The 13,589-nt window shown below is 34.6% G+C and carries 11 protein-coding genes, 3 pseudogenes and 1 other annotated feature; of the genes and pseudogenes, 10 read left to right on the top strand and 4 right to left on the bottom strand.

The window, feature by feature from the left end; translation table 11 throughout:
• The first annotated feature begins 258 nt into the window (after window positions 1-258).
• The 7 genes and pseudogenes from BMZ04_RS15115 to BMZ04_RS15095 all read left to right on the top strand — a co-directional run bounded on the left by BMZ04_RS15115 (window position 259) and on the right by BMZ04_RS15095 (window position 6,474).
• Entirely contained in the window at window positions 259-1,578 is a 1,320-nt protein-coding gene (locus BMZ04_RS15115) for a GntP family permease (protein ID WP_093272741.1), read from the top strand.
• 138 nt (window positions 1,579-1,716) lie between these two features.
• Complete coding sequence (locus BMZ04_RS15110) at window positions 1,717-2,553, top strand: NAD(P)-dependent oxidoreductase (RefSeq protein WP_093272738.1); 837 nt, start codon at window positions 1,717-1,719, stop codon at window positions 2,551-2,553.
• A 354-nt stretch (window positions 2,554-2,907) separates the two neighbouring features.
• Window positions 2,908-3,330, top strand: a complete 423-nt coding sequence (fosM, locus tag BMZ04_RS15105; RefSeq protein WP_093272736.1) for a FosM family fosfomycin resistance protein — start codon at window positions 2,908-2,910, stop codon at window positions 3,328-3,330.
• A gap of 222 nt (window positions 3,331-3,552) precedes the next feature.
• Window positions 3,553-3,636, top strand: a pseudogene (locus tag BMZ04_RS22865) (DUF2975 domain-containing protein); the annotation flags it as partial.
• Entirely contained in the window at window positions 3,614-3,757 is a 144-nt protein-coding gene (locus BMZ04_RS23175) for a hypothetical protein (RefSeq protein WP_369802674.1), read from the top strand. The pseudogene BMZ04_RS22865 and the gene BMZ04_RS23175, both read left to right, overlap by 23 nt.
• Before the next feature lie 353 nt (window positions 3,758-4,110).
• Window positions 4,111-5,019, top strand: a complete 909-nt coding sequence (locus tag BMZ04_RS15100) for a DMT family transporter (protein ID WP_093272732.1) — start codon at window positions 4,111-4,113, stop codon at window positions 5,017-5,019.
• A gap of 207 nt (window positions 5,020-5,226) precedes the next feature.
• Window positions 5,227-6,474, top strand: coding sequence for a transglycosylase SLT domain-containing protein (locus tag BMZ04_RS15095; protein ID WP_093272730.1), 1,248 nt, complete (start codon window positions 5,227-5,229; stop codon window positions 6,472-6,474).
• Window positions 6,475-6,688: 214 nt separating this feature from the next.
• Here BMZ04_RS15095 and BMZ04_RS15090 read toward each other — a convergent pair whose 3' ends face one another.
• Genes BMZ04_RS15090 through BMZ04_RS15080 form a run of 3 tightly spaced genes read right to left on the bottom strand, consistent with a single transcriptional unit; the run spans window position 6,689 to window position 7,973 of the window.
• On the bottom strand, window positions 6,689-7,258 hold the full coding sequence (locus BMZ04_RS15090; RefSeq protein ID WP_093272727.1) for a hypothetical protein: 570 nt from the start codon (window positions 7,256-7,258) through the stop codon (window positions 6,689-6,691).
• Window positions 7,221-7,466 carry a helix-turn-helix domain-containing protein gene (locus BMZ04_RS15085; RefSeq protein WP_093272725.1) on the bottom strand — a complete coding sequence of 82 codons (246 nt, stop codon included), beginning with the start codon at window positions 7,464-7,466 and terminating at the stop codon, window positions 7,221-7,223. Before BMZ04_RS15085 ends, BMZ04_RS15090 begins: the two co-directional genes overlap by 38 nt.
• A 15-nt stretch (window positions 7,467-7,481) precedes the next feature.
• Window positions 7,482-7,973 carry a DUF2975 domain-containing protein gene (locus BMZ04_RS15080; protein ID WP_093272723.1) on the bottom strand — a complete coding sequence of 164 codons (492 nt, stop codon included), beginning with the start codon at window positions 7,971-7,973 and terminating at the stop codon, window positions 7,482-7,484.
• 127 nt (window positions 7,974-8,100) lie between these two features.
• Between BMZ04_RS15080 and BMZ04_RS15075 the strand changes: the two are divergent.
• The 3 genes and pseudogenes from BMZ04_RS15075 to metG all read left to right on the top strand — a co-directional run.
• A pseudogene (locus BMZ04_RS15075) lies at window positions 8,101-8,947 on the top strand (AraC family transcriptional regulator); the annotation flags it as partial.
• A gap of 272 nt (window positions 8,948-9,219) precedes the next feature.
• Window positions 9,220-10,248, top strand: a complete 1,029-nt coding sequence (locus BMZ04_RS15070) for an alpha/beta fold hydrolase (RefSeq protein WP_093272718.1) — start codon at window positions 9,220-9,222, stop codon at window positions 10,246-10,248.
• Between the two features lie 119 nt (window positions 10,249-10,367).
• Window positions 10,368-10,608, top strand: a binding site (T-box leader).
• Window positions 10,609-10,654: 46 nt separating this feature from the next.
• Window positions 10,655-12,294, top strand: a pseudogene (gene metG / locus BMZ04_RS15065) (methionine--tRNA ligase).
• 318 nt (window positions 12,295-12,612) lie between these two features.
• On the opposite strand, the gene BMZ04_RS15060 reads toward metG, so the two are convergent.
• Window positions 12,613-13,557, bottom strand: a complete 945-nt coding sequence (locus BMZ04_RS15060) for a 3-hydroxyacyl-CoA dehydrogenase family protein (RefSeq protein WP_093272715.1) — start codon at window positions 13,555-13,557, stop codon at window positions 12,613-12,615.
• Window positions 13,558-13,589: the final 32 nt, after the last annotated feature.

The following is a 13,589-nucleotide window of genomic DNA, read 5'->3' as shown; positions in this document are numbered from 1 at the left end:
AAAGTGTATGGAAATTTGCACTACTATTATCTCGATTTCGAGATTTATTGATTTAATCCAATCGTCACAAGTATGCCACACTTTATATACTTATCTCATGACCGAGATGTATGAATTAAATATACGTGATATCGGATAATGGATTTAATTAATTCGAGAGGAGGGGTGATAATAAATAGATAACATAAATATTAAATATTTATTATAAGGGACGCATACAAGGTATGTCTAAACTTAAGGAAAAGAAGTGGAAATAGAATGGAGATATTAGGTGTATTTGGGATATTGTTAGGTATTTTAACAATAGTTCTCTTAATTATTAAAAAGTTTAGTATCATAATTGCTGCACCCATAGCGACGATTGTCGTGTTGCTTTTTAACGAAGTGCCTATACTAGAAACCGTATTTGGCAAAGAAAACTCTTATATGGCTTCACTTGCTGGGTTTGTAGCATCCAATTTCGCGATATTCTTATTAGGTTCTATATTAGCGAAATACATGGATAAAAGTGGAGCAACTGTTTCCATTGCAAATAAAGTATTGTCGGTGGTAGGAACCAAGAACCCGTACAACGCATTAGTGGCATTATTTATTATTTCTGCCATTCTTACTTACGGTGGTATTAATGTATTCGTCATCATATTCGCATTAATTCCCATGGCTAAACCTATCTTCAGAGAACTTAATATTTCGTGGAAATTAGTTGCTATCCCTGTGTTTGGTGGAACTTCAACGTTCACGATGACGATGTTGCCTGGGGCACCTTCCTTACACAATATTGTACCTTCAACGGCTTTGGGAACTACATTAACTGCTGCGCCGCTTATCGGAATCGTCACTTCCATCGTAGCAATTGTCTTCATACTAGTATTTATGAAATTCTCGTTGGCCAAAAGCTTGCGTAATAACGAGACATTTAAAGTGGATGAGAAGGATGAAAGTAGTGATGTGACATCTGAACGCAAGCTCCCATCATTCATTATCAGTTTACTGCCAATCGTCGTGTTATTAGCCATAATATTACTATTTACTTCTGTGAGTAACATCATTATTGTCGCTTTAATTGTTGCGATCGTATTGAGTGCTATATTATTCCGTAAACAAATTGCTCAGCAAAAAGAGGTATTAAATCAAGGAGCTAACGAATCGGTAGCTTCAACGATCACAACTGGTAGTACCATTGCATTTGGTAGCATTGCAACTAGTGTGCCTGCGTTTAAGGGTGTATTTCAATTGATTCAATCAATCCCTGGACCTCCGGTACTCTCATTAATGATTGGGACAGGTCTTATAGGCGGTATCACTGCTTCTGCTGTTGGAGCAATTGGCATAGCTGTTACGAATTTTGCCCCTGTTTATTTGGAAATGGGATTAGATCCGGAAACGATTCACCGCGCAATCGCAATATCATCTGGAGCTCTATCCATTGTTCCTTACTCTGGATTCTTGATTATATTTAACAATTTAACGGGATTAACGATGAAAGATACTTTCAAAAATGGATTTATCAGCATAAGCGTTACCAGCTGGGTGGCAATGGCGGTTATAGTTGTCATGGCACTCTTAGGTTTAGCTTAATTATCTAACTGTAGCAAGTTTTCATACTTGTTATGAATTATTCAACTATAACGCGGCATCAAGAACTTTATACTAAAGTTTTTATGTAATAGATTTAATTACTACAATTTATAAGTATAAGATTAGGAGGAATATATCATGAGTAAAAAAATTGGATTTGCAGGATTAGGAACAATGGGCTTCCCGATGGCAGTTAACTTAAAAAAAGCTGGTTTTGAAGTAATCGGTTATGATGCTTATAAAGGCGTTTATGAGAAAGCAGAAGCTGCAGGGATCACAATGGTAGATTCTTTAAAAGAAGTGGCTTTACAAGCGGACGAAGCGATTATCTCTATGGTTCGTGACTATGCTCAAAATGTAGACCTAATTTTTGGTGAGGGTGGTCTATTATCTGCCGAACCTAAAAATAAAACAATTATTGTTATGAGTACACTTGACCCTGAGACAATGAATGAATTAGGCAAAAAAGTCGAAGCAGAAAGTGATTTGACATTAATTAGCGCTGCGGTAAGTGGTGGTGCTTCAGGTGCTCAAGCTGGAACATTATCGATTATGACATCCGGTTCAGAAGAAATCGTTAAATCATTCCAACCATACTTTGATGCGATTGGATTGAACACATTCTTCTATGGCGAGGAGCCAGGAAATAGCCAAGTAGCAAAATTAGTTAATAATATGATTTTAGGTATTAACATGAATGCTGTAGCTGAAGGACTTAAATTAGGGAATCACTATAACTTACCTCAAGAAGAGTTATTAAACCTATTAAAAGTTAGTACAGGTGATAGCTGGGTAGTTAGAAATTGGAGCGATGTTTCAGAATGGACAGCAGACACTGCCTTAGCTGTTTTACTTAAAGACTTAAAAGCGGCTTACAACGAAGGGCTTAACCATAATGTTTCTATGCCATTTAATGCCTTATCATCTACACAATTATTTAACTCTATGGAAAAAGAGAAACCAGAAGCCAAATAATTGAAAAAGTTACTACTTAATCAGTTGAATATACAATCCTTTCTAATAGGAAAGTGTTCTGTGTTGAACAGAATGCTTTCCTTATTTATTTAGCGAGAAAATAATTAAAAGAAACAAAATAGCTTGTAGTTACCCTAAAGCCTAAATTCCCATTTTGAAATAACGGTATCCCTTCTTTTTTGATATTATATAATTACAAATGAATCGTAAGTCAGTTAACGCAATTGCTTGAGAAGAAGCGAACCGTCAACGATTTCTTTTTGTTTGATTGTATTTGGGACTTTAGTTGAAACAAAGGGTTATAAAGAGGCGGGTTTGTTTAATGAGGAATACTAATTTTTTGAGGTGATAAAGGTGTCGATAAAAGGTCTTAATCATTTTTTATTTTCAGTTTCTGACTTAGAAAATTCTATTGATTTCTACAAAAATGTATTTGAAGCTAAATTGTTAGTAAAAGGTAGAAGCTCTGCATATTTTGATTTAAATGGTATGTGGCTTGCCCTTAATGAAGAGAAAGCTATACCCCGTAATGAAATAGGCCAATCATACACGCATATAGCTTTTTCAATTGAAGAAGCTGAATTTGATAATATGTACGAGAAACTGAAAGAATGTAAAGTGAACATCTTGTCAGGTCGTCCAAGAGACGGAAGAGATAAAAAGTCTATTTACTTTACTGATCCAGATGGTCATAAGTTTGAATTCCATACCGGAACCTTACAAGATAGACTAAATTATTATAAACAGGAGAAAAAGCATATGGAGTTTTACGATTAAAACTTTTCCAAGTAACGAGTGCTTGAGTTGAACAAGTTATAAATTGAGTAATTTAAAGTAAAAAGCATTTCTTTGTAAGGAGAATGCTTTTTTTGTATGTTCAAATTAATAGTTATATCAATAATAATACAATGCAAATAAATAATTATTTATTGCACCTGTTATGTCTTCCATGCCATAAAATATAGCAATGGATATTACTATTCCCGCTGCAATTAACATGCAACATTTGCAGCTGTTCTTCAAAGGCTTATACAAAATGCTATTGATATAAAGTCAGAGAATGATTTTACGGTTTGTGGATAAATACATGTCAATTGTTACCGATATTGACGTGAAGCTGGCTAAACGAAAAATGAGTGTAACGGAACTGTCAGAGAGGTTTGAATTACGATGGTTAATGTCCAGTGGATTATTCGTTACTTGAGAATATGATCGAATTTAATTCTGGATAAGACAGACTGTTCAACTTTATGGCGGTAATAAAAAATCGCAATATCATAATCACTCTTTTTCAAAAGCTGTAAAAAATCGTATTTAAGATATAACTTTAATACGATTTTTTTTATAAATATTTAAGTAAATATCATTTTGTAGTTTGTAATGAAGTGCACTTAGACTAACGAACTATATAGTTAATGAATGTTCGAGCAGTTCGATTGAGATTTATAAAAAATAAGTTAAAAGTATAATTATTCTAAAAGTTCTGGTAAATGATAGATTAATAGAACAAGTATTGCAATAATAAGAGTATCTAAAGTCAAAGGGGAGTATAAATGTATGGGGTTTAAGAGTCTGATGTTAGGTCTATTATTTACTGTTTTATATGCTTCTGGAGCTATAGCAATGAAATTTGGACTTCAGTCTGCTCCTCCATTAACGCTTGCTACGCTGCGTTTTATTATTGCTGGATTGTTGCTGCTAATCTATATTTATGTACTACAAAAGGGAAAATATGCAGTGCCGAATAAAAAGGAATTTATTATATTATTTTGGTTAGGTTTATTAAATACATCCTTGTTTTTAGGATTGGGTTTGATCGCTCTTCAAACCGTTTCCTCTGGTATTTTTAATCTTTTCGTGCCAGCAAATTCTTTGCTTTATGCTCTACTTGCCTTCCTGTTTTTAGGACAATCCATTCAGCGAAAGGAATGGGGTGGGATGGTGATATCATTCATAGGATTATTCATCGCCTCTTATCCTTCGTTAGTAGGTAGTCATGCTACTATAGGTGGTATTTTATTGTTAGCTTGTGCAATTATATCGATGGCTGTCGGTAGTCTTGTTTACAAGAAAACGAATTTACAATTACCGACAATCGTAGTTAACACATGGCAGGTAGTTTTTGGAGGTCTTATTTTAGTTATCCCGTCCTTTCTTTTAGAAGCTGGCCAACCAATTACAATTGATATTAAACTTATTGGTTATTTACTTTGGTCAATCTTTGCTCTATCCATTTTCAATATAAGTCTTTGGTTTTACTTGCTTAAAAAAGACGCTATTATAGCAAACAATTGGTTGCTTTTGAATCCTATTGCTGGCTATATACTAGCAGTAATACTCTTAGGAGAACGTATTACCGGATACGCAGTAATCGGAACAATCTTTGTTTTATTCGGTCTATATTTGTCAGGAAATTTTCGTGTGAAAACTCCCAATGAAGTACTTGCACAAGTATCGAAAGCATAAAGTGGTGAATTGGCATGTCCTCCTTAGAGAAGGGCTTTCATCAGTTCCTAAACTGTTCGGTTGGTATCCTCCACATAAACTGTGCTCGAGTAAGCCCCAATTCTTGAACCAACCGAATTGAAGTCTCTCAGACTATAGAAACATTCATATACTATGTTAAAATAAACTATATAAATATATGAAATTTAATGAATGGAGAATGAAGGAATGAAATCAATCAAAATGATAGCAGGATTCTTAACCTGTTTATTGCTCCTAGGTTGGTCTTATGAAGAAGCTTCCGCTGAGTCAACATGGGCATCTAAATGTTCATCATTTGGTGATATTAATCCAAACCTAAACCCTACTTTTCAGCATATGAACTGCTTACTTACGACTGCTGCTTTAGAAGCAAAAGTCCCTCCCGAAGTAGTAAAAGCTGTGGCTTCAAGAGAAAATGGTGCTTGGAAACAATTTGATGAGAATGGCCAACCTATAATCTCAAAAGATAATGGGATAGGTCTTATGCAAATTACTAATCAACCAAGCTATGATCAAGAGAGATTAAAATACGATGTCAATTATAATATTCAAGCAGGCGTCGAAATACTTAGCAAAATGTACGATCGTAAAGATCTGCCTAAAATAAAAGGGGCAGGACCAGAGGTAATCGAAAATTGGTACTTTCCTGTCATGGCTTATAATGGTATAAAGCCTGTTAATAGTCCTCTTTATCAGTCCAATGGATTCAAGAATATAGAGGCTTATCAAGAAAAAGTTTTTTCGCTTATTGAAAAAGATAGTTACTTAAACGGTACAACATTAGGGCAGTTTCCTTTCAATACAGCAGACTTTGAATATAACCCTAACAGCAGTGAAAATATAGTATTCAAAAATATGGAATATACATTAACAGATCAGCTCCATACCTCTGCATACCAATTTAAAAAAGGAGACAAGGTATTGGTAACAGGAGACGCTGTAAGTTTAAGGTCACAACCTGGTGCTTCTTCAGTTAAAAAATCCTTATCCAAAAATACTACCTTGATTATAGAAGGGAATTTTTTCTATGACCGATCTTTGGCAAGTGTAAACCAATTTGTATGGTACCCAGTTAAAACGGAGGATCAAAAATTATCAGGTTATATTTCCTCTGCGTACATTACGAAAAAGTTAGATGTATCTACTGTACCAACTGTACCCGCTGTAAAAGTTATGTGGGGAAAAACAGAACTAAAATTAGGGCAAATAGGTAAAGTTACGATTCTATCTAATACAAACTTAGTCAAAATGGAGAGTAACGGTTCATTGACCACGGTCCGTCCTTTGAAAAAAGGCGATGAATACCGAGTTTATAGCTATAAGAGTAATCATGGTGGTTTATATGGGGTTGGTAATGGAAGTTACGTTCAAAAGTCCGCAAAAGTAAAATACGAAACGCCATCTAAAAGAAAATTAGCGTTACTTTCACAATAACCAAAGCATCAAGAAGTATCGCTAAAGGTGTAGAACTCGTTCAGTTCAAAGCACTCTGTAAGCACATAGACATAAAGTACCCAGTGTGTTATCACAATATTAGCAAGCAATCTACTGAGTACTTTTAGTTAATCAACACTTGTCAAAAAAAATAAAGGGTGATACATATTTAGTTATGTATCACCCTTTTATTTTTTGATTAAGTAATCGCACCCTATAATGGAATGACTAAAACACGTTCCCTATTGTTTCTGTCTCTATTGTGATAATCCTTTAATCTACCTTCAAAAATCAATTGGAAATTTGCTGAATGCGGTAAGTCACTTGGTTCCACAAGAGATAGATCTTTCTCAAAACCAATGATTTTACTTTCCTTTAAGACAGATGCAACAAACTGAGAACAGAAGAAAGCATTCTTTCTCTTTATCGGCTTTTTAAACGGTACACCAAATAATCCTATAAAATTATAGCGATAATAGTCCTTTTGGGCGGCTATTTCTTGGATATATTGATACATACTTTGAAATTCATCGTTAGTTATGATTAAAGAATAGATGGCACAATCGGCTTGATTAAACAAAATCGAATGAATATCTTCTCTAACGAATCCTCCCATAAAAGGGTTGTTTTCTACTTTTCTCCCAAAACTATATATCTCCATTAGTTCAGCATCAAAGGCGATGGAAGCATGATTATAGGGTTTCTTAGTATATGACTTAATCATTCTTGTTAAAATCGTTCCGGTATCAGTTAAAAGGATATAAATCGTTTTCTCTCTGGTCATGATCCTCACCTTTGTATTCTAAAAGATCTCCAGGTTGACATTCTAAAGCTTTGCAAATCGCATCTAAAGTGGATAAGCGAATCGCTTTTGCCTTTCCATTTTTTAAGTTAGAAATGTTTGCCATCGTAATTCCAACCCTCTCTGACAGTTCCGTTACACTCATTTTTCGTTTAGCCAGCATCACGTCGATATTGATTATAATTGGCATATTATTCACCTCAGCTCAGACTATTAAATCGTTTTCCTCTTTTATATCTATGGCTTCTTTTAAAAGCCTTTGGAGAACAGCAGCAAATACAGCAATCACCATGGAAGCAAAAATAGGAATCATACCGACTATTATGAGACCAGGGGCGTCGTCTACCTGCGCCATAATATAGACGAATGGTAGGGCTACCACATATAAACAACTAATAATGATAGCACAGTTTTTGATTTTCTTTAAAGCTCTGACAGATAATTCCGAGAAGGCTTGGTTCTTGTCAATATAGCTTAAAAGGTTAAAAGATTGATACAGAGCGAAGTAAAATGGCACTGCTGAAACATACATAACCATTAAGATGCCATATACCACAAAAGCCAAATCGGAACCTCTCTCAACAGCTTCATCTGCTTCATTCGCTATCTGTGGCAACAAAAATAGACACAAAGCAAGGACAGGGATTCCCATCAAAATAACAGCCAACTTTAAAAAGAGTGTTGATCCTCGTTTCATTAAAAAGCACCTCACACATTTATTGTTGATTTGATTTTAACAATAAATTTATCGTTTTGCAATATAAAATTATCAAGTTTCATTATTTTATTATTGATATAGTTGTGGAAGGCTGAAATTAATTGCTTACGATTATTCCTCGCAAGAAGCTTATAGTAGATCTTTTGAAACTGTTATTGATGAATCCAAGAGAATTTCAACTTAACTAGATGTCTGTTCAATCATTTGTTAAACTCACTATAAATAGAGACGAGGAATGGTGTAGGATGAATATATCTAGGAAGATTGAGGTTGAAAAGTTACAAAATGAGAAGCGTGAGTTATTTGACAAAGATGTACTGAACATATTGAATGGTCAGGCTATGTATGAAGAGTTCAAAGATCAAAAACTAATGGGAGATTCTGATTGTGCTCCATTTAATGAAGCGATGTGTGTAAATGCGACTACTAAACAAATTTTTGATAAAGAGTTTATAAAAACACGTGCATTGGGTCATCATGAATCAGTAGAAAATTATATCAAAAAGGTTATTGATCCATTAGAAAATCTTTTTAATAAAGAATATAAGTATATGGTTTTATGGTTTGGTGAAGACATGTTTTGTCAAATGAACCTACTTACGATACTTTCCTATCTTGAACAGTCTAGATATGATGGCAAAGTGTTCTTAAATACCTTCAGAGAAGATGAGTTTAAAGTAAGTCAAGTTGAACTTAAATTAGGTAACTATGATTCCGTATACGGAGAAGTATTAGTAAACCATGAAAAACCATCAAACGAACTACTTCCAGTAATGTATCAGGCAATAAATATATATTTAGATATGCTAAAAGAAAATAATGCAGTAGTAAGGTATATTTCTAAAAATAATGATTTACCAACGTCAGAATTAATTAATAAGTTATTTGAACTTTTTCCGACAATAGGATATGGAGATTCACAATATATAGAGCTTATTAATAAAGCAAGATGAACAGTACACCAGTACAGTGTAAAAACGTGTATGTTGTGATTTTCATGTTTGTTTCTAACACGGGGTACAAACACTAAGGCACTCTTGTATAAAGGGTGTCTTTTCTTTGCTAAAAACTGAATTCGAGTACGAGGAGCTCGGATAATTCAGGTTAGCATTGTTAATGTTTTGTAAACTAAGAAATCTTTTTATGCTTATATTGTATTATTAAAGAGGGATGAGAATCTTTATTTTAAGGAAGACAAATAAAAACATAAGCAGAAAGGATTCACATGAAAAATATTAAAAAGATAATAAAAATAAGCGGTGCAATTATAATATTATTACTTATAATAGCCCTTTTTTCTCCTACTTGGACTCAGTCTATCCAAGCTAAAAACAGTATTAGTGAGTTAGAACAAGTAGAGATAAATGGAAGTAATCATGAAATTATGATACGCGGTAATGATAAGGATAATCCTGTAATTATTGTTGTACATGGAGGGCCAGGAACTCCAGAAATCCCCTATGTCGATAAATATCAAGACTTATTAGAAGCCGATTTTACAGTCGTTCATTACGACCAAAGAGCGAGCGGTAAATCACATCATTTTTTTGAGGACTATACTAATCTATCAACAGATTTATTGGTAGAGGATTTATTAGCTATGACCGATTACATATCAGAGCGTCTTGGAAAAGAAAAGGTCATATTGATGAGTCATTCTGCTGGTACATATATTGGAATGCAAGCTGCCTATAAAGCCCCTGAAAAATATGAAGCGTATATTGGTATTGGGCAGATGAGTGATACAGTTGAAAGTGAGTTGGACGGTTTGTCCTACGTTATTGATCAGGCTCAAAAGGCTGGCAATCAGGAAGATGTTTTATATTTACAAGGATTAACTGAACAAATCAAAAATGGAGATATGGTTACCCCAAGAAATTACGTTGCGAAATATGGTGGAGCAGCAAGACTAATTGAAAACCCAGGTGATAACATAAGTGTGTTATTAAGCAGTGAGTATAACTTATTAGATATAATCCGTTATAACTATGGGATGGGATTTTCTCAACAGATGTTGTTAAACGATATTTTAAAAAATCCATTACCTAACTTGGTAACGAAACTTGAAATCCCGTTCTATTTTGTTATGGGCAAATATGATTATATGACTTCATCTAATGCGGCAAAAAGTTATTTTGACAAGATTGAAGCTGATCAAAAAGAATTTATTTCTTTTGACCAATCCGCTCATTATCCGCAGTTTGAAGAAAAGGAAAAGTTTTACGAATGGATGTCGGATACATTTATCAAATAAATATACCAAGATCACCAGGTTATCATGCAATTTGGTTAGCTCTTAGGAAAATTGTAACAATCAAAAATTTCAAACTTGCAAATTGTATTCTGAATTGATAGAATATAATTCAACTAAATAACAATGCGTTGAAAAGGAAGAGTAAGTAAGTGGATATTATAAAGAGAGCCTCTGGTGGTGGAAATGAGGCAGATGAAACTTACAGAATATGACCTTTGAGCTTTCGTACCGAACTAATAGTAGGCTACGACGAGAATGGCACTCGTTATAACAGCAGCAGTATGAACACGTACTGGATAAGGTGAATAGTGTGAGCTATTCGCGAATTTAGGTGGTAACACGAGTCTACTCGTCCTAATCGTTTTTACGATTAGGACGTTTTTTTATTTTAAAGGAGGATTAACATATGGAAATTTTAATTGGTGGGGCATGGCCATACGCAAATGGATCGCTGCATTTGGGACATATTGCAGCACTTTTACCAGGAGATATTTTGGCAAGATACTTTCGGCAAAAAGGAGAAGACGTGTTATATGTTTCGGGAAGTGATTGTAACGGAACACCAATTTCGATTCGTGCAAATCAAGAAAATACAACAGTAAAAGCGATTGCTGATTATTATCATAATGAATTTGTAGATTCATTCAGAAAGCTTGGCTTTAGCTACGATTTATACACACGAACCGATGATGAACATCACCACAAGTCCGTACAAAAAATCTTTTTAACATTACTTGAAAATGGGTTTTTATACAAAAAGAAAATTGAGCAAGCATACTGTGCAGTGGATACACAATTTTTACCGGATCGCTTTGTCGAAGGAGTCTGTCCAAATTGCGGTACTAAAGCTAGGGGCGATCAATGTGATAACTGTTCAACAATTTTAGATCCACTCGATTTGCTTGAAAAACGGTGTAAAATTTGTGGGGATGAACCAGAAATTCGAGAGACAGAGCATTTCTACTTTTCATTTAGTAAATTCCAAACAAAATTAGAGAGCTACGTTGCAAAAGCAGCGTTAGAAAAACGTTGGAGAGATAACGCTATCGGTTTAACGAATCGTTATTTAGCAGAAGGGGTACCAGATCGTGCAGTGACAAGAGACCTGCCTAATGGGATTGATGTACCAGTACCAGGCTTTGAAGGGAAAAAATTTTCGTATGGATTGAAGCGGTAGCAGGATATTATACAGCAAGTCTTAAATGGGGAAAGCAGCATAATGTAGACGTATCAAAATGGTGGAATGCGGATACAACATCCTATTATGTTCATGGAAAAGATAATATCCCATTTCATACAGTGATTTGGCCAGCGATTTTAATGGGGATTGAAAACTCAGGTACTCCAACGAATATTATATCGAATGAGTATTTGACGCTCGAAAAACGAAAACTATCAACAAGTCAAAATTGGGCTGTATGGGTGCCAGACATTTTGAAAAATTATCATCCCGATTCAATTCGCTATTTTTTAACGGTCAACGCTCCAGAAAATCGTGATACAGATTTTTCTTGGCGTGAGTTTATTTACAGTCACAATGGTGAATTACTCGGTGCTTTCGCCAATTTTGTGAACCGAAACTTAAAGTTTATCGAAAAAACCTATGAATCAAAAGTACCTCAAGTGCAGGTAGATGTGAATATACAAACTGAAATATCTTCTTTATATCAATCAGTGGGGCAGTTAATAGAAGCAGGGCATTTCAAAAAAGCGATGGAAACGATTTTTGAGGCTATACGTGCTGCAAATCGTTATTTTGATGAAAGAAAGCCTTGGATTATGATTAATGACAACAAAGTACATTGTGAAGAAACACTAGCCACTTGTGTGTACATCATTCAAAATTTAGGTCAGCTACTACAACCGTTTATACCTTTTGCTTGTAAAGAAATTGGACAGATGTTAAATACATCTTTAAACACATGGGATGTTATTGAAAAGTTGCCGTTGCAAATTACTCAAATTAAGCCATTATATGAACGAATTGATGTAAAACAAATTGAACTAGAACTAGAAAAACTAAAAGCAAACGAAAATAGTATATAATTTAATCAATTTCATAATAGGGAACAAACAATTGAAATCCGAACAAAGTTGATTTCCGCTTCAGGCGGACGCTTTCCGGGGGCTTGGCTTCAGCCTCCTCGTCGCTTCGCTCCAATCAATGTAATTAGAACACAATCTGAACGAATGATTTAATATACATTCCAAATAAAGATTCGGATTTTTAGTTACAATAAGCAATTATAAAATCAACTCAATCATCTGATTAAAAGTGTCCCCGTATAAGAAACATTCACGTTACGTTACTTGGATTAACATGAATATTTCTACACCAGGGACACCAATTTATCATGTATTTAGTTATCTATTATTATCATTCTTTATGTTAGACAATCTGATGAAGTTTTCATCACGTTCTGTAATTCTTCTCTGTACTTCTTCATTCCCTGCATAAGTGAATAAGCCATTGCCAGTTTTTGTCCCAAGATTCCCACTTTGAACTTTTTCTTCAACAAATTGTGGGATTTTCTCTTCTTTGGATAGAACTGGTGCAAGGTTTTCTACTACGCTCTTCCAAATATCAAGGCCACCAAAATCTGCAGTTTCTAATGGTCCAATGAATGCCCATCTGAATCCAGGACCTGCAGTAACAGCTAAATCTATATCCTCTGCATCCGCAATACCATTATCTAATAGATAGAAAGCTTCGCGGACTAATGCCGCTTGTAGACGGTTGGCTATCAAACCAGGAATATCTTTTTTCAAGACAACCGGCTTCTTACCGATATTTTTCAAGACTTCTACTGTACGATCAATGATATCTTGTGAAGTTTCTGGACCTTTAACTACTTCTACAAGTGGAACTAAATGTGCCGGATTGAAGAAGTGAGTAATGATTAGACGGTCTGTCTTTTGGACACCTTCTGAAAGTTGCTGAATGGAAAATGTAGATGTATTAGATGCAATAATCGTATCGTCTTCTATGACTTCCTCTAACTGCTTGAATAAAACAAATTTAATAGTCAGATTTTCAGATACTGCTTCTGTGACAAATTGTGATCCGCTAACCGCTTCTTTTAAATCAGTGGATGTAGAAATTCGTTTTAATATATTTTCTTTCTCAGATGTTGTAATTGAATTTTCTTGGATTAACATGTCCAAGTTGTCTGAAATTCGGGCCACTGCTTTTTCCAAGAACTCGTCTTTAATATCATACATATATACATCATAGCCAGCTTGTGCATATAGCTGCACAATTCCATGTCCCATAGTACCTGCACCTAATACTGTAACTTTCTCTGCCATTATAAACTCCCCCTTATTTACATGCTTATTTA

Origin of the sequence: Psychrobacillus sp. OK032 (genome assembly GCF_900111345.1) — a bacterium.
Taxonomy (GTDB): domain Bacteria; phylum Bacillota; class Bacilli; order Bacillales_A; family Planococcaceae; genus Psychrobacillus.
Note: the sequence above shows the minus strand (reverse complement) of the source record. Positions and strands in the feature narration are given on the sequence as shown.